This is a genomic window from Ruegeria sp. CDSC081 (assembly GCF_059610485.1).
Genome location: NZ_JBXWNS010000001.1, coordinates 62,950 through 79,602, shown reverse-complemented (window position 1 = coordinate 79,602; position 16,653 = coordinate 62,950). Strand labels below are relative to the sequence as shown.

Below are 16,653 nucleotides of genomic sequence, written 5' to 3'. Positions count from 1 at the left end.
AGTTGCCCAGCTTTTGCAGCAGTTCTAACTGACTTTCCAACCGCATCTATTCTCGGAAATGAGCAACGATCAGGAGACGGCCCTGCTGATGAAAATGGCGGTGGTGGTTCCGGCGGCGGCGGCGGTGGTACCGGCGGTGGCGGCGGGGGCGGTGGTACCGGCGGCGGCGGTGGCGGTGGCGGTGGCGGCGATGGTGACGACGGCGACGATGGTGATGACGGCGACGGCGGCGACGGTGGTGACGGCGGCGACGGCGGCGAAGGTGGTGACGGCGGCGAAGGTGGTGACGGCGGCGAAGGTGGCGACGGCGGCGAAGGTGGCGACGGCGGCGAAGGTGGTGACGGCGGCGAAGGTGGCGACGGCGGCGAAGGTGGCGACGGCGGCGAAGGTGGCGACGGCGGCGAAGGTGGTGACGGCGGCGAAGGTGGTGACGGCGGCGAAGGTGGTGACGGTGGACCCAAGGGCAACCGTTCTGGCCATAGCGACGGAACCAATCCAGGCGGCCAATCTCAGAACCCGAACGGTACCAACAATCCGGGCAACCCTAAGTAAGCTAATTTAGTACTACAGAAAATGGCGAAGCTGCTGCTTCGCCATTTTTGCATTCTAACCAGCTAAGATTAGCTTTCCTCAGCTTCTGCCGAAGACCCCGACCCATTTACTGGGCCGCCGAGGGTCCTGCATCCGCAGAAACAGATATCGTGTCGCCGACCAGGGTTTGATGCGGTTGGTTACGTTATCCAGAACCAGATCGCCATTGACCGAGCGATAAACCAAAACCGCATGAGAATTTCGCTGCGTATCCAGTACAGTCGCGATCAAAAGTTTGTTCGGATCGACGCCCGCACGGATAAGATCCCTTTTCTTCAACAGAGCAAAGTCTTCGCAATCCCCACCGCGCGAAGTCGGCAGTGCCCAACGTTCCCGAGTTCTATATTGGGCCTGATCAGTAACCGAGCGGGTGGTTGCGTTTACCTGGCGGTTGACCTTTTTGATGATCTGCATCTCTTGCTGGCTCGACATTGAATTCGAAGCCTTGCTGGAACATGCCCAAGAGTATTGACGGCACAGTTGCCGCGCTCCAGACGGCGGGGGCGAAGATGCGACTGTGCGGATGAAGTTGCCTTCCCGCGCTTGCGCATCTGGTGCCACAACCGAAGACCCCAACGCCAATGCGAGGATTCCTAAAGTTCTACCAAAACCAGTCCAGATCCGCGCATTAACGGCCCTAAATTCCGTACCCATGGTCGCCATGCCTGTCCCTCGATCCGTGTTTTCCCTGCGATTGCCGCAAAACAGGACCATATTCCGTTTTCCGAAACTATCGGTAAACACGCCTAATTGTGCAATCTGTCTCAAATCTTGCAACTAAAAGAGGCGGAATTCCGTCATTGAAAATGGCATTTTTGGGTAAGAATCTGGCGCTGCTCGCCACATTCGAAACACGAACCCCTTGGCAGGCCCGACATCAAGACCCGCTAACCACTTGTAAATAAAATATTTATGGGACTTCAGGTCGACGCTTGCCGCAACGTCATAATTGGGCGGCTATCTTTTGGCTGAAAACCGCCCAATGAATAAGCTGACAGGGGTATTAAATCCCTGATCGCACGGGGTGATTCTAATCTGTGATCTCTACGACCACCAATTCCCGCTCACTTGCACCACGCGCGTGATCCAGTGCTTGCTGATATTCCACCGAATTATAACACTCTACAGCGGCTTCCAATGAGGGGAATTTGGCGACAACGTTGCGCGGCCGTTCTTTGCCTTCCAACTGCACGTATCGCGCAGCACGCGCGATAAACGCACCACCGTGTTTGGCAATCGCTGGCCCGGCGAGCTCGGCATATTTTCCATAGGATTCGGCGTCAGTAACACTGACATGTGCAATCCAAAGTGCGGACATTTTGTTAACCTCCAAGAATATTCTCTGCAGCCTTGATCGCGGCATCAGCATTCGAAGCGTCCTTGCCACCACCCTGCGCCATATCAGGGCGTCCACCGCCACCTTTTCCACCAAGTTCAGCAACCGCCGCCCGAACCAGATCCACGGCCGAGATTGCATCCGTCAAATCAGCTGTGACACCGGCCGCGACGGCTGCTTTGCCGCCCGTATCCGCTATCAGCAACACAGCACCCGATCCAAGTCGGCTTTTGTGTTCGTCGATCAACGCGGGCAAGTCCTTGCCAGATACGCCAGTAAGGGATTGAGCCAGGAACGAGATACCGTTTACCGTTTTGGCCTCAGCGCTACCGCCCTGCCCCGAACCACCAGCCATCGCGAGATCGCGGCGCAGCTGCGCAACTTCATTTTGAAGGGATTTACGTTCATCCAACAGAGCTTTGACACGAGATACAACGTCATCAGGTTGCGCTTTCAGTTCAGATGCGATCTGCCCCAAACGTTGGTCCTGGTCGGTCAGGTAAACCATGGCTTCGTCACCGGTAAGCGCTTCGATCCGCCGGACACCGGCACTGCTGGCGCTATCCCCCAATACAACTAGCGCGCCAATATCACCGGTCTGGCGAACATGCGTTCCACCACACAGTTCGATCGACCAGGTCTCACCATCCTGGCCTTTGCCAGTTGGCGCTTTGCCCATCGAAACCACGCGAACTTCGTCGCCGTATTTCTCACCAAAAAGGGCCTGCGCACCCAGTTCCCGGGCATCATCCGGTGTCATGATCCGGGTCTCGACGGTCGAGTTCTGGCGGATGAAAGCGTTGACCGAGCGTTCAACTTGCCGAATTTCCTCGGGGTTCATCGCCTTCGCGTGGCTAAAGTCGAACCGCAGCCGGTCAGCCGCATTCAAAGAACCGCGCTGCGCAACGTGGTCACCCAGTGTTTCCCGCAATGCTTCGTGCAGCAAATGTGTGGCCGAATGGTTGGCCCGGATGGCGGTGCGGCGAACATGGTCTACCTCAAGCTCAACTGCGTCTCCCTTGGACAAGGTACCGTGATCGACCGTGACCCGATGCGCATAGATTTTGCCATCCGCAAATTTCCGGGTGTCCTCGACCCGCGCGACATCATCACGCTCTTCCAGACGACGAATTTCGCCGGTGTCGCCTATCTGACCACCGGATTCACCATAAAACGGGGTTTGGTTCGCAACGACCCAGCCGGAACAACCTGTCTCGATCTTGTCGACCAAAGCGCCATCCACGACCATTGCCGCGACCTGTCCTTCAGCCTTTTCTGTATCGTATCCAAGAAAATCCGTAGCGCCCGCGATATCCAGAACGTCAAACCAAACGGCTTGGTCCGCTGCTTCCCCTGATCCAGCCCAGGCAGCGCGTGCCTTGGCCTTTTGCTCGGCCATCGCCGTATCAAACCCGTCAGTATCAACCGTCCGGCCTTTTTCACGCAGTGCATCTTGTGTCAGATCAAGCGGAAAACCGTATGTATCATACAGCTTGAAAGCGGCCTCTCCAGACAGTGCCGCACCCTCTGGCAAGTCAGAGACCTCGTCATCCAACAACTTCAGGCCGCGATCCAATGTTTGCTTAAAGCGGGTTTCTTCCAGCAACAGCGTCTCTTCGATCAGCGACTGAGCCTGGCCAAGTTCGGTGTACTGAGCACCCATCAGTTGGACCAATGTCGGCACCAGCTGATACATCACCGGATCCTTCGCACCCAACAGATGCGCATGCCGCATCGCACGACGCATGATCCGCCGCAGCACATAGCCGCGCCCGTCATTGCTGGGCATTACCCCGTCTGCAATCAGGAACGAGGTCGACCGCAGGTGATCCGCAATCACGCGGTGATGTACGTTTTGTTTCCCATAGGGATCGACATTGGTGGCACTCGCCGAGGCCTCGATCAAGGTCTTGAACAGATCGGTGTCATAATTGTCATGGCTTCCTTGCAATAGGGCACCAATCCGCTCCAGCCCCATCCCGGTGTCGATAGACTGCATGTCGAGCTCGACCATCGAGCCGTCCTCGAACTGTTCGTTCTGCATGAAAACGATGTTCCAGATTTCGATGAACCGGTCACCGTCTTCCTCGGGCGAACCAGGAGGGCCGCCCCAGATATGATCCCCGTGGTCGTAGAAAATCTCGGTGCAGGGACCGCACGGGCCGGTCGGTCCCATCTGCCAGAAATTGTCACTGGTTGCGATACGGATGATCCGATCTTCGGGGACGCCCACCTTCTTCCACATCTCGAACGCTTCGTCATCGGTGTGGTAAACCGTTGTCAGAAGGCGGTTTTTATCGACACCGAATTCCTTGGTGATCAATTCCCATGCGAATGGAATTGCTTCGGGCTTGAAGTAATCGCCGAACGAAAAATTGCCCAACATCTCAAAGAATGTGTGGTGACGCGCAGTATAGCCGACATTGTCTAGGTCGTTGTGCTTGCCACCGGCCCGAACACATTTCTGTGCTGTCGTCGCGCGCTGATAGTCACGGGTTTCGACACCGGTGAACAGGTTTTTGAATTGCACCATACCCGAGTTGACGAACATCAATGTCGGGTCGTTGCGTGGCACCAGGGGACTGGATGCCACTACTTCGTGCCCCTGTTTGGCAAAGTAGTTCAAAAAGGTCGATCGGATTTCGTTCAACGTTGACATAGGGCTCTCTCGGCGCGCAATCAGTTTGTTTCAAAAAGGGTTTATCCGCCTCCCCCGGGATAGTCCACAGGCGAGCGTCGCAGAACGGAACAAGGCGGCCCTGACGGACCGCCTTGTTCGGAATATGGTTCGTTCTTAGGAAAGAGCTGCGAAAATCGCTTTCTTCCCGAACCACTTATGCCTCGAGGATATCATCCTCTTCCGCGCCGGGCGGCACATCGAATTCCAGCCCATGTGCCGCGCGAATCTTGTCCTCGATCTCAAACGCGATGCGGTTGTTGTCGCGCAGATACTGCTTGGCATTCTCACGCCCCTGCCCGATCCGCTCATCACCATAGCTGAACCACGAACCCGATTTCTCGACCACACCGGCCTTGACGCCCAGATCCAGCAGCTCGCCCATTTTACTGATGCCTTCGCCATACATGATGTCGAATTCAACTTGCTTGAAGGGCGGTGCCACTTTGTTTTTAACGACCTTCACACGGGTCTGGTTGCCAACAACCTCATCCCGGTCCTTGATCGCACCGATCCGACGAATATCCAAACGGACCGAGCTGTAGAATTTCAGGGCGTTACCACCGGTGGTGGTTTCCGGGCTGCCGAACATCACGCCGATTTTCATCCGGATTTGGTTGATGAAGATCACCATACAGTTCGAGCGGCTGATCGAACCCGTCAGTTTACGCATTGCCTGGCTCATCAGCCGGGCCTGCACACCAACGCTGCTGTCGCCCATATCGCCTTCGAGTTCAGATTTCGGCGTCAGCGCCGCGACCGAGTCAACCACGACCATGTTAACCGCGCCCGAACGGACCAGCGTATCGGTAATCTCAAGCGCCTGTTCGCCGGTGTCGGGTTGCGAAATCAGCAACTCGTCCAAATCGACGCCCAGTTTGCGCGCATATTGCGGGTCCAACGCATGTTCCGCATCGACAAATGCGCATACACCGCCATGTTTCTGCTGTTCTGCGATGCAGTGCAGTGTCAGCGTAGTTTTGCCCGAACTTTCCGGGCCATAGATTTCAACGATCCGGCCCATCGGCAGGCCGCCAATTCCCAGTGCGATATCCAGACCCAGCGATCCGGTCGAACTGGCGTCGATGTCCTGCTTGGAATCCTCGCCCAGCTTCATGATCGAGCCTTTGCCGAACTGCCGTTCGATCTGTGCCAGCGCGCTGTCGAGCGCCTTTTGCTTATCTGCGTTTTTCTTGTCGCTCATCGTCAGAAGATCCGCCATTGTCCTGTCGCCTTCCCTTTTGTCACACCCTTGAACGGGCGGCAATCGCTGCTTTGTTCGCCTCTTGTTCCTTATGGGACCAAAAAGAGAACATTTCAACTAAAACTTACATTACTTACTGTTCTGTAATTGTATTAAGGAGTCGTTTACGCCAATCTGAGCTGGAGATAATTACTGCCGATGGACGAATAAATGCTTGTTTTTTATAAAGAACGCCTTGCGTTTCTGGCTGTCCCAAAAACCGGCAGCACCGCTTATCATACGGCTTTGCGGGACCGTGCCGATCTGGTTGTCACCGATCCGCCAGATCTGAAACACGCACCTGTCCGCCGGTATGATCGGTTTTTCCAGAACATTTTCCGTAAAATGTACGATACTGAGATGGAAATCATGGCGGTTGTTCGTGAACCGGTCGATTGGCTGGGCAGTTGGTACAGGTTTCGCGGCCGCCAAGAGCGTCTTGACCACCCGCATTCAACACATGACCTGAGCTTTGATGATTTCATCCAGGCCTATATGCGCACACCCCGACCTGAATTTGCCGATGTCGGCAGTCAGAGCCAATTTTTTCGCACCCGCAACAACGGGCGTGGCGCCACCCATGTCTTCAAATATGAAAACCAGGACAAAATTCTCGATTTCCTGCAAAACCGCTTGAATATGGATATCCGGCTGCAACGCGAAAACGTGTCACCCACACGAGACCTAACACTGGGCGCAGAGACATTGACCAAGTTCCGCAACACACACTCCGCGGAATTCGATTGCCACGCCTCGGCACTTTGAAACCCTAATTGATCTGCTGAAAAACAGCTTCGGTCAGTTGGTTTAGTGAAAATGGTTTGGGCAGGAAAGTTGAATCGGAAATCTCTGGTCCGGAATCGCCAAACGCACCCTCTGTGTATCCAGACATGAATATGACCCGGACATCTGGCCTGTTCTGCTTAGCCATACGAACCCAGGTCGGACCATCCAATCCGGGCATGACCACATCGGTGACGAATGCGTCGACATTCAATGTGCCATCTTCGAGAAGCCTCAGAGCCTCTTCTCCCGAATCGGCCTCGAGCACAGTGTAGCCTTTCAACCTCAGTGCGCGGGTCGCAAAGGCCCGAACCGGGGCTTCGTCTTCGACCAGCAGCACGACACCCTCACCCTGGCGAACCGTTGGATTCTCAGGGGATTGCGCAGGCGCTGCCTCGGTTTTTTTGGGGGCGGTTGAAACCGGCAGGTACATAATAAACTCGGTCCCTCTCCCCTGAATGCTGTCGACAAAAATAAAACCACCGGTTTGCTTTACAATTCCGTAGACAGTCGACAGGCCCAAACCTGTCCCTTCACCCGTGCGTTTGGTTGTAAAGAAAGGCTCGAACACTTTCTGTAGCTTATCGGGGGCAATCCCCGTACCGCTATCAATGACTTTGACGGTGACGTATTCACCAGGTTGTACCGTAGCGCGATCCCTTGTGAAGCGTTCTGTCAGCACGACCACTTCGGTTTCGATCCTGACCTCACCACCTTCAGGCATTGCATCGCGGGCATTTACGACAAGGTTCATCAACACCTGCTCTAGCTGGCGTTTATCCGCACGAACCGCTTTCAGAACGGGATCGTGGCTGAGTGTCAGCTTAATCTTTTCTCCGACCAGACGATTTAGCAGATGAATAAGGTCTGAGATCGTATCTCTGAGATCCAGGATTTCCGGCTGCAAAGTCTGTTTGCGCGAAAAGGCCAGCAGTTGGCTCACCAAAGCTGCAGCACGGTTTGCGTTCTGATTGATTTGTACAAGATCCCCGTAGTCAGGGTCATTCTGGTCGTGCCGCAAAAGCAGAAGATCGCAATGTCCGGAAATCGCCGTTAGCAAATTGTTGAAATCATGCGCTACACCCCCAGCCAGTTGGCCAACGGCCTGCATTTTTTGTCCCTGCACAAATTGCGCCTCTAAAGTCTTGAGTTCGGTAGCATCATTCAGAACCGCAATCAGTCTGACTTCTCCCTCGCTCAGCACACGTTTCAATGTGACCTGTACGAATATCTCGCGGTCTTCCCGTGTCAGCCTCAGGAATTCAGATCGTGAAACGGCGCCCTCATTTGAAGCCTGCTTCAGCCAATCCAGAACCGGATACCCCAGACCATGCATGATATGCACAACATTGGATTCTCCGGGCTCTATGTTTCCGACAAGACGCGTTGCCAGCCTGTTGGCCTCAAGGATGCTCCCGTCGGGAGACAGGGTCATTACCGGGACCGGAAGATCCACAAATGACGCGCCAATTCCACTTTCCTGTGCACGAACAAGCGGTAGAATAAGCAGATCGCGCGTGGTTCCTGACCGAGACAGTTCGGCCATCGTAGCCGGAATTGGCCCCTGTGCCGTCTGTACCTGCACAACCTCACCCAATTCGGGCTGCACGCCAGTCAGAACCTGTGCAAGGTTGTCGGGTCGTTGCCCCAGGATTTGTTCCGCCGCCCCGTTGATCCGCAGCAATGCTCCGTTTCTGCCTTCGGTCAAAATGGGCACAGGCACAGCATCCCACTGACCTGTTCCATCCAGATGAAACCGCCAAAAGAAAAAGTTTTTCCCAATACCGAGAACAGAAATCGGTACGGTTGTCTCTAAAGTGACAACGTCTTCTCTTGCACGGCCATGGATCTCGGCCAAAGACTGCAGGCGCAGCAGAATTGCCGACGGGTTGGCAAAAATAGACTTTAGACCTTCATCCAGCCGGTTGCCGGGAAAAACATGGAGCTGAGCCCGGGCATGAGAATTGCAAATCAGAACATCACCCTGTGCATTGGCAATCGCGCAAGGGTACAGTTCTTCTTCGGCAAAAACCTCCATAACCCTAAGCTCTCGACGTACCGAGTCGTCGGAAATCAGCGCCCTCACCACGACCAACAGTGATGCAGAAAGCAAAGACACACCTGCCACCACAAGGCCGAGATTCCAGGCTTGGGGAATGATTCCTGCCAGCGGCAGCAGTGAGAGCAACACCCCTAGCGCAACCAATGGTGCTAGACGCAAACCACTTGGTGTATTTCGTAACTTTGGGTCAGAATAGAAATCTGCGGTATCGGACATTAAATACTCAACTTGCCGGGCTAGGTGTAACCCAACGCAAAAGGGTTAACGCCCACTTAACTAACAAAGTGAGCAATTCTCCTTTAGGTTGCTATTTGTCCGCCAACTACCGCGTCAAGTGTGACGTGAAAAACCCGTCAGTACCGTGTGATACATACCACGTTTTGCGAAACTTCTCGGTCCATTCGGAGTGCGCCGCCACGAACGCATCGACCACTGCACCGTTTTCGACCTCGAGCATGGAACATGTTGCATATGCAAGAACACCCGCTGGCCCCACCAAAGGCGCGACATCATCAAGGATCGTCCGCTGCGTTTCCGTAAGCCGGTTCAGTCCATCTTGTGTAAGAGACCATTTTCCCGCCGGGGCGCGACGCCAGGATCCGCTGCCTGAACAGGGGGCATCCGTCAGCACAATGTCGAATGGTGCCTGCGCAGAGATCTCGTCATTGGTCAGGAGCGTTATCTGTGCACCCGCTCTTTCGGCTCGGGCGGGCAAATCACGCATTCGCGCCGCATTAACGTCATGCGCGAACACATCTACACCGTGATGCGCGGCCAAGGCCAAGGCTTTGCCGCCACCGCCGGAACAATAGTCCAGAACCCGCATTCCGGGGTTTAGGTCCAATGATTCAACGACGGCCTGGCTCGCCGCATCCTGCAGTTCGACCAATCCATCAGTATAGGCGCGGCTTCCTGAGATTTTCCGCTCGCCCTCGACAACTTCGAGTGCGGTCGAACAAGCGGGATGTGGCCTCGCTTGGATGCCGTCCGCCAGCAAGACCGAGACCGCCTGATCGACACTCGACTTAATCAGATTGACCCGCAAATGAATCGGGGCCCGAGCGCGCAATGCCTCGGCCACTGGAAGGGTCAAATCACCCAAAGACTCTTGAAAGGTTGGCCAAAGCCATTCCGGTATGTCGTATTTCTGGGCGTCGGATTCACATGGTTTAGCCTGTTCGTGTTCATCCAAACTGGCTGGTGCGTACCCTTCGCCATTGAATATCTGATCCAGATCGACTTCTTGCATGCGCATCGCGCCGATCATCAACCCCCGACCGGTTTCCACCCCACCTGCCGCCGCAAATGACCTTTTGCACCGCAAAGCACCAAACACGTGGTCGCGAATAGCAGCCCTGTCTTTGGAACCGGCGAAACGGCTTCGCCGCGCCCAACCTGTCAGGGCCTTTTCGACCGGGGCACCTGAAAGAATCTGATCAAGAATTTCGATGGAGGCCTGAACACGTGCGGCGGGGGTCATTTCATTCTCCGTTATAGTGCAGGGCAAAAACGCAAAGCGGCGCCCTCACCGGGGCGCCGCAGTTCAGGTTCCGGCAATTTACATCACTCGATAATTCGGGCTTTCACGTGTGATTTGCACGTCATGCACATGGCTCTCCTTCAGGCCAGCCCCTGTGATTCTGACGAAGTTGCAGTTCTTTCGCATCTCTTCGACCGTGGCGCAGCCGGTATAACCCATGGCTGCGCGCAGGCCGCCGACCAGTTGATGCACAACCGCGCTGGCCGAGCCCTTGTAAGGCACCTGCCCTTCGATCCCTTCGGGCACCAGTTTGTCGCTGGCGGCATCCTTCTGGAAATAGCGATCCGCAGAGCCGCGTGCCATCGCGCCTAGACTGCCCATGCCGCGATAAGATTTGAACGACCGGCCCTGATACAGGATTACTTCGCCCGGGCTTTCATCTGTTCCGGCGATCATTGAGCCAACCATGGCACAGGACGCACCCGCCGCAATCGCCTTGGCAAAATCGCCCGAGAATTTGATACCACCATCCGCGATAACCGGCACATCGCCGGCGGCCGCGGCGCAATCCATGATCGCAGTCAGCTGCGGCACGCCCACACCGGCCACCATCCGCGTAGTACAGATCGAACCCGGCCCGATCCCCACCTTGATGGCATCCGCGCCTGCGTCGATCAGCGCCTTGGTTGCGTCCCCAGTGGCGACGTTACCGGCAATGATCTGCACCTCGTTCGACAGGGTCTTGACCCGCTTCACCGCGTCCAGCACCCCTTGAGAATGCCCATGAGCGGTGTCTACAACGATAATGTCGACACCGGAATCCACCAGTTGTTCGGATCGTTCGAAACCAGAGTCTCCAACCGACGTCGCTGCCGCGACTCGCAGACGCCCCAACCGGTCTTTGCAGGCCGTTGGGTTCAGCACCGCCTGTTCAGTATCTTTTAAAGTCAGCAGACCCGTCAGCTTGCCCGCCCCGTCCACAACCAGAAGCTTTTCGATCCGACGCGCGCGCATCAGGCTTTTGGCCTCTTCCAGATCGGCGGGTTCCTGAAGCATCGCCAGATTGTCCGAGGTCATCATCGCGTGAACCGGCGTATCATCCGAAGTCGCAAAACGCATATCACGGTTGGTCAGAATACCGACCACGCGGCCTTCTTCGTCCACCACGGGAAAGCCGGTGAAGTTATAACGCTGCACCAACGCGTTGGCGTCCGCCAGCGTCTGATCCACCCGCAGTGTCACCGGGTTGTAAACAATACCGGATTCAAATCTCTTGACCCGCCGAACCTCTCGGGCCTGCTCTTCGATCGACAGGTTCTTGTGAACCACGCCGATGCCGCCCGCCTGCGCCATGGCGATGGCCATGCGCGCCTCGGTCACCGTGTCCATCGCCGAGCTGAGCAGCGGGATGTTCATGGTGATTTCCCGCGTCACGCGCGTGGTCGTATCCGCCGTGGCCGGCAGCACAGAAGATGCGCCCGGAACCAGAAGAACGTCGTCAAAGGTGAGTGCCTCACGAATCTGCATCTGTTAACCCCATGCAAAAGCCCGTTTGACGGTGACCCTATTGCATGGATTGCATCTAAGGAAAAGCCCCCGACATAAACTAGTTTTTACCTGCTGGTCGGTGCTGCGGCAAAAAACGACGCAACGCACACAAAACGTGCCGCTGAATGGCCTTTCCCTTTGCGTACAAAACCATATCTTGCCCGACATAGGCGCGAATATAAAAGGCAGGCCAATCATGACCACCGACCCTCTTGTTGTCTTTACCCCATCGGGCAAACGCGGGCACTTTCCCGTAGGCACTCCGGTTCTGACTGCGGCACGGCAACTGGGTGTGGATCTGGATTCCGTTTGCGGTGGACGCGGGATTTGTTCGAAATGCCAGATCACACCAAGCTATGGCGAGTTTCCCAAGCACGGCGTGACCGTAGCCGACGGTGCACTAAGCGAATGGAACGCGGTTGAACAGCGCTATGACGACAAGCGCGGATTGAAACCCGGCCGCCGTCTTGGATGTCAGGCCACGGTTCAGGGGGATGTGGTGATCGACGTGCCACCAGAAAGCCAGGTGCACCGTCAGGTCGTACGCAAGGCCGCCACAGCACGCGCCATCACAATGGATCCGGCCACCCGGCTGTATTTTGTTGCGGTAGAAGAACCCGACATGCATTCACCAACCGGCGATCTGGAACGTCTGGAACGCGCGCTGCGCGAGCAATGGAACGTCGAGGCCGTTACGGCTGATCTTTCCTTGTTGTCCAAACTGCAGCCTATATTGCGCAAGGGTAAGTGGGAGGTCACCGTTGCGGTGCATAAAGGCCACAAGGACGAGGTCGCACGGATCGTGGAAATCTGGCCTGGATTGCACGAGAACGGACTTTTCGGTCTGGCCATCGACCTCGGCTCTACCACGATTGCAGCTCACCTGACCGATCTGGACACAGGCGAGGTCAAGGCATCTTCAGGCCTGATGAACCCCCAAATCCGCTTTGGCGAAGACCTGATGAGCCGCGTGTCCTATTCGATGATGAACCCTGGCGGCGACAAAGAGATGACCCGAGCCGTTCGCGAAGCGATAAACGATCTGACAACATCCATCGCGGATGAGGCCGGGATTGACGCCAACCTGATTGTCGAAACGGTGTTCGTCTGTAACCCGGTCATGCACCATCTGCTGCTTGGGCTGGATCCGGTCGAGCTGGGCCAAGCGCCCTTTGCCTTGGCTACGTCCGAAAGCATGTCTTTGCCCGCGCGCGAAATGAATCTGACCAACATGAACCCACGTGCGCAGGTCTACATCCTGCCCTGCATTGCGGGTCATGTGGGTGCGGATTGTGCGGCGGTTGCCTTGTCGGAAGAGCCCGGCAAATCCGAAGATCTGGTTCTGATCGTAGATGTAGGCACCAATGCTGAGATTTTGCTGGGCAATACCAGCCGGGTTCTGGCGTGCTCCTCACCGACCGGCCCGGCCTTTGAAGGCGCGCAGATCAGCTCTGGTCAGCGTGCCGCCCCCGGTGCGATCGAACGGATCGAGATTGATCCTGTCACTAAAGAACCCCGTTTTCGCGTCATCGGGTCCGAGAAATGGTCGGATGAAGAGGGTTTTGATCAAGACATCGCAACCACTGGCATCAGTGGCATCTGTGGATCAGGCATTATTGAAGCGGTGGCGGAAATGCGTATGGCGGGTTTGCTGGATGAAAGCGGCCTGATCGGATCCGCAGAACAAACGGGCACATCACGCAACGTCCCCGAGGGGCGCACCCATTCCTATCTGATCCACGACGCAAGCGCCGAAGGCGGCCCACGTATCACAGTCACTCAGGGCGATATTCGCGCGATTCAACTGGCGAAATCCGCGCTTTATGCAGGCGCGCGGCTTTTGATGGACGAAATGAACGTGGATACTGTCGACCGCATTGTTCTTGCTGGTGCCTTCGGCGCGCATATTTCGACCAAACATGCAATGGTTCTGGGAATGATCCCCGATGCGCCCTTGAACAAGGTCTCAAGCGCGGGCAACGCCGCCGGTACAGGTGCCCGGATCGCACTGTGCAATATCGGATCGCGGAGTGAGATTGAACGCGTAGTGCGCGAAATCACCAAGGTTGAAACCGCCATCGAGCCCAAGTTTCAGGATCATTTCGTGGCAGCGAACGCGATCCCCCATAAGACGGATCCATTCCCGGAATTGGCCAAAGTGACGACCCTGCCCTCGCCCTCGTTCAACACCGGTGGCGGCGATGATGATAGATCCGGCCGTCGGCGTCGCAGACGGTCATAGTCGTTTCAGACGATGTGCCTGACCATGGTCGCGCTATCTGATGCCAGACCGGATGTAGAGATTTTGGAGCGGGTAACGGGAATCGAACCCGTAACAAGAGCTTGGGAAGCTCGTGTGATACCTTTTCACCATACCCGCAGCTGCGTCTTGAATAGCACCGGTTCAAGATCGGGTTCAAGGCGTTTCGGCCCGGATCATTCAGACGAAACACATTTGCCAAACAAAAAAGGCCGGATCAAAAGACCCGGCCAGCATGTTGTTTTATAACGCTTATGCGCGACGGCGACGGCCACCGCCGCGACGACCACCTCCAGTCCCTTCGGCACCGGCTTCGCTGGGGGCTTTGTTGAACTTGATCCAAGCCCCGCCATGCGGATCGTTATTGGTCAGCAAGTTGGCGGCGCGGATGGCCTCCATCTCTTTACCGGCGCGCGGCAAGGTCGAACCCAGGCCAAACAGCTGACAGAAGGTTTCGTCATCCATATCCGCAGGCAGAATGATCCCCTTTGCCTCAACTTCAGCCTTCTTCTCGGCCAGTTTCTTTGGACCAACCGGCAAGGCAACAGGGTTCATGATCGCCGAGGTCATGCCAGCGCCCATCGCCATCGGCAGGAAGGCGTTGTTGATACCATGGCGGTTCGGCAGGCCGAACGAGACATTGGACGCCCCGCAAGTGGTGTTCACACCCAGTTCCTCACGCAAACGACGAACCAGAGCAAACACCTGCTGACCGGCAGTTGCCATTGCGCCAATAGGCATCACCAGCGGATCGACCACGATGTCATGGGCCGGGATGCCGAAATCAGCGGCCCGTTCGACAATCTTTTTGGCCACTTCGAACCGCACATCGGGGTCTTCCGAAATCCCTGTATCGTCATTTGAGATCGCCACCACAGGGACATTGTATTTCTTGACCAGTGGCAGAACCAGCTCCAGACGATCTTCTTCACCCGTGACCGAATTCAACAGAGGACGGCCCTCTGCCGCCTCAAGACCGGCCTCCAAAGCACCGGGAACCGATGAATCGATGCACAGCGGCACTTCGACCAGCCCTTGCACCATTTCAACGATCTTGCGCATCAGCGGCGGCTCGGTCTCGTTCGGATTGGGGTTCGAGTTATAGACAACGCCCGCATTGATATCCAGAACGGTCGCACCGGCCGCAACCTGCGCGAGGGCGTCCTTTTCGACGGTCGAAAAATCGCCTGCTTCCAGTTCCGCCGCCAGTTTCTTGCGGCCTGTCGGGTTGATCCGCTCACCGATCACGCAGAACGGTTCGTCAAAGCCCAGGACGGCGGTTTTTGTTTTTGATTCTACGACTGTACGGGTCATGTCCGATCCTTAGGAGTTTACAGGCTTTGCCGAAGCGCCGCCGTTGTTGATGGCCCAGTTGGCGTTGGTCTTGATGCCGCCAAGCGGGAAGAAATGTACGTTTGTAATATTGAAATCAGGGTTGGCCGCTTTGTGGTTGGCCAATTCGGTGATCACATCCGTGGGCTCATAAGGTAGCAGCAGCTTGGACACATCCATAGCGCGCTTTTGCAGAACCTTCAGCGATGGACCAACGCCGCAGGCGATGGCGAATTTGATCAGTGTTTGCAGTTTTGCCGGACCGGCGATGCCGATATGAACCGGAATGTCGATCCCCGCCTCTTTCAGGCTGTCGGCCCAGGCGATGATCGGTTTGGCGTCAAAGGCGAACTGAGTGGCCAGCGCCATTTCCGCATCCGTGGTCTCAGAGAACTTCTGTTTCCAACGCAGCGCATCGTCAACATTCTTGGTCGATCCGTCAGGGTCGATGTCCTTGTTGCCTTCAGGGTGGCCCGCGACGTGCAGACGCTTGAACCCGGCCTTGTCGAACAAACCAGTTTCCAGCAGCTGCATCGAGCTGTCGAAATCACCATGAGGATTCGCGACACCACCGGCCAGCAACAGCGCCTGATCCACACCTGCTTCACCCTGGTACATGGAAATCCAGTTTTCCAGCGTCGCCGTGTCTTTAATGATCCGCGCCGGGAAATGCGGCATAACAGGATAGCCGTCCGCCGCGATGCGCTTGGCGGTCTTGACCATGTCTTCGATCGGAGTGCCTTCGATATGGGCAATATAGACGCGTGTGCCTTCAGGCAACAAAGCGCGAAAATCCTCGACCTTCTCGGCGGTGCGCGGCATCACCTCAATCGAATAGCCCTGCAGGAAGGCTTCGACGGTTGGATTTACCGGACCGTTTTCGGCGGCATCACGTTTCTTGAAGTTCAGCAAAGCCATAGCGGCCTCCCATATAGATTTCGAGCTCATGCCCAACCGTCATTGGCGATCAGAGCCTTGATACGGTCCTGATCATATTCCGTTTCCAAACGCACAGCCTGCTGTTCGGCAATTTCGGACGGATCGCCCTCAACCGCGAAAGGCGCGGCCTTGCGCCATTCGGCCAGATAGGCATCGCTGTCCTTGGCGTTCACCTTCATGGCGGCGCGGTCAATGGCTTGCTCGAACCGTTCTTCCAACTGCCGTTTTGCGCCCCGGCGGCCCTTGCCGACGATGACTTGGGCGGGAATGTCGCGCCAGTATACGATGGTGACGTCAGGCATCTGCTTTGATTCCTCCTAACCAGATGGACCGGTTCTAAACTTCAATGTGGTCGCAGGTCGGTCGATTTTCGACACAAGGCGCATTTCAAACGACGTTTTC

Annotated in this window: 13 protein-coding genes and 1 tRNA gene; 2 read left to right on the top strand and 12 right to left on the bottom strand. The window is 56.1% G+C overall.

Features of this window, described 5'->3' with window-relative positions; genetic code table 11:
- Positions 1–69 precede the first annotated feature (69 nt).
- The 5 genes from AC2FH9_RS00390 to recA form a co-directional block, all read right to left on the bottom strand.
- Positions 70–507, bottom strand: a complete 438-nt coding sequence (locus AC2FH9_RS00390) for a hypothetical protein (protein ID WP_496870409.1) — start codon at positions 505–507, stop codon at positions 70–72.
- 123 nt (positions 508–630) lie between these two features.
- Complete coding sequence (locus AC2FH9_RS00385) at positions 631–1,245, bottom strand: transglutaminase-like cysteine peptidase (RefSeq protein WP_496704921.1); 615 nt, start codon at positions 1,243–1,245, stop codon at positions 631–633.
- Between the two features lie 376 nt (positions 1,246–1,621).
- A complete protein-coding gene (locus AC2FH9_RS00380) occupies positions 1,622–1,909 on the bottom strand; it encodes a DUF1330 domain-containing protein (protein WP_142633718.1) in 288 nt (95 codons plus the stop codon).
- Between the two features lie 4 nt (positions 1,910–1,913).
- Positions 1,914–4,586: an alanine--tRNA ligase gene (gene alaS, locus AC2FH9_RS00375; protein ID WP_496870408.1), complete on the bottom strand. Its 2,673-nt coding sequence runs from the start codon at positions 4,584–4,586 to the stop codon at positions 1,914–1,916.
- A gap of 175 nt (positions 4,587–4,761) precedes the next feature.
- Positions 4,762–5,826 (bottom strand): recombinase RecA, encoded by a 1,065-nt coding sequence (gene recA, locus AC2FH9_RS00370; protein ID WP_142633714.1) that lies wholly within the window; start codon positions 5,824–5,826, stop codon positions 4,762–4,764.
- 192 nt (positions 5,827–6,018) lie between these two features.
- On the opposite strand from recA, the gene AC2FH9_RS00365 reads away from it, so the two are divergent.
- Positions 6,019–6,612, top strand: coding sequence for a sulfotransferase family 2 domain-containing protein (locus AC2FH9_RS00365; protein WP_496748916.1), 594 nt, complete (start codon positions 6,019–6,021; stop codon positions 6,610–6,612).
- A gap of 4 nt (positions 6,613–6,616) precedes the next feature.
- Here AC2FH9_RS00365 and AC2FH9_RS00360 read toward each other — a convergent pair whose 3' ends face one another.
- The 3 genes from AC2FH9_RS00360 to guaB form a co-directional block, all read right to left on the bottom strand.
- Entirely contained in the window at positions 6,617–8,908 is a 2,292-nt protein-coding gene (locus AC2FH9_RS00360) for a hybrid sensor histidine kinase/response regulator (protein WP_496870407.1), read from the bottom strand.
- 106 nt (positions 8,909–9,014) lie between these two features.
- Positions 9,015–10,172: an RsmB/NOP family class I SAM-dependent RNA methyltransferase gene (locus AC2FH9_RS00355; protein ID WP_496870406.1), complete on the bottom strand. Its 1,158-nt coding sequence runs from the start codon at positions 10,170–10,172 to the stop codon at positions 9,015–9,017.
- A 78-nt stretch (positions 10,173–10,250) separates the two neighbouring features.
- The gene (guaB, locus tag AC2FH9_RS00350) at positions 10,251–11,699 is read right to left on the bottom strand and encodes an IMP dehydrogenase (protein ID WP_281972072.1); all 1,449 of its coding nucleotides are present in this window, start codon (positions 11,697–11,699) and stop codon (positions 10,251–10,253) included.
- Positions 11,700–11,916: 217 nt separating this feature from the next.
- On the opposite strand from guaB, the gene AC2FH9_RS00345 reads away from it, so the two are divergent.
- A complete protein-coding gene (locus AC2FH9_RS00345; RefSeq protein ID WP_496870405.1) occupies positions 11,917–13,962 on the top strand; it encodes an ASKHA domain-containing protein in 2,046 nt (681 codons plus the stop codon).
- A gap of 64 nt (positions 13,963–14,026) precedes the next feature.
- On the opposite strand, the gene AC2FH9_RS00340 is transcribed toward AC2FH9_RS00345, so the two are convergent.
- The 4 genes from AC2FH9_RS00340 to AC2FH9_RS00325 all read right to left on the bottom strand — a co-directional run bounded on the left by AC2FH9_RS00340 (position 14,027) and on the right by AC2FH9_RS00325 (position 16,553).
- A tRNA-Gly gene (locus AC2FH9_RS00340) sits at positions 14,027–14,100 on the bottom strand.
- Between the two features lie 132 nt (positions 14,101–14,232).
- A complete protein-coding gene (locus AC2FH9_RS00335; protein WP_496691210.1) occupies positions 14,233–15,294 on the bottom strand; it encodes a methyltetrahydrofolate cobalamin methyltransferase in 1,062 nt (353 codons plus the stop codon).
- Positions 15,295–15,303: 9 nt separating this feature from the next.
- Positions 15,304–16,230, bottom strand: coding sequence for a methylenetetrahydrofolate reductase (locus AC2FH9_RS00330; protein ID WP_271948061.1), 927 nt, complete (start codon positions 16,228–16,230; stop codon positions 15,304–15,306).
- A 26-nt stretch (positions 16,231–16,256) separates the two neighbouring features.
- Positions 16,257–16,553, bottom strand: coding sequence for a virulence factor (locus AC2FH9_RS00325; protein WP_142633696.1), 297 nt, complete (start codon positions 16,551–16,553; stop codon positions 16,257–16,259).
- Positions 16,554–16,653 lie beyond the last annotated feature (100 nt).

What these genes read in the sequence shown, in the direction of transcription:
- AC2FH9_RS00380 (WP_142633718.1), bottom strand. Translation starts at nt 1,909, where the DNA reads ATGTCCGCACTTTGGATTGCACATGTCAGTGTTACTGACGCCGAATCC.
- AC2FH9_RS00330 (WP_271948061.1), bottom strand. Translation starts at nt 16,230, where the DNA reads ATGGCTTTGCTGAACTTCAAGAAACGTGATGCCGCCGAAAACGGTCCG.
- guaB (WP_281972072.1), bottom strand. Translation starts at nt 11,699, where the DNA reads ATGCAGATTCGTGAGGCACTCACCTTTGACGACGTTCTTCTGGTTCCG.
- AC2FH9_RS00335 (WP_496691210.1), bottom strand. Translation starts at nt 15,294, where the DNA reads ATGACCCGTACAGTCGTAGAATCAAAAACAAAAACCGCCGTCCTGGGC.
- AC2FH9_RS00360 (WP_496870407.1), bottom strand. Translation starts at nt 8,908, where the DNA reads ATGTCCGATACCGCAGATTTCTATTCTGACCCAAAGTTACGAAATACA.
- AC2FH9_RS00325 (WP_142633696.1), bottom strand. Translation starts at nt 16,553, where the DNA reads ATGCCTGACGTCACCATCGTATACTGGCGCGACATTCCCGCCCAAGTC.
- AC2FH9_RS00355 (WP_496870406.1), bottom strand. Translation starts at nt 10,172, where the DNA reads ATGACCCCCGCCGCACGTGTTCAGGCCTCCATCGAAATTCTTGATCAG.
- AC2FH9_RS00385 (WP_496704921.1), bottom strand. Translation starts at nt 1,245, where the DNA reads ATGGGTACGGAATTTAGGGCCGTTAATGCGCGGATCTGGACTGGTTTT.
- AC2FH9_RS00365 (WP_496748916.1), top strand. Translation starts at nt 6,019, where the DNA reads ATGCTTGTTTTTTATAAAGAACGCCTTGCGTTTCTGGCTGTCCCAAAA.
- alaS (WP_496870408.1), bottom strand. Translation starts at nt 4,586, where the DNA reads ATGTCAACGTTGAACGAAATCCGATCGACCTTTTTGAACTACTTTGCC.
- recA (WP_142633714.1), bottom strand. Translation starts at nt 5,826, where the DNA reads ATGGCGGATCTTCTGACGATGAGCGACAAGAAAAACGCAGATAAGCAA.
- AC2FH9_RS00345 (WP_496870405.1), top strand. Translation starts at nt 11,917, where the DNA reads ATGACCACCGACCCTCTTGTTGTCTTTACCCCATCGGGCAAACGCGGG.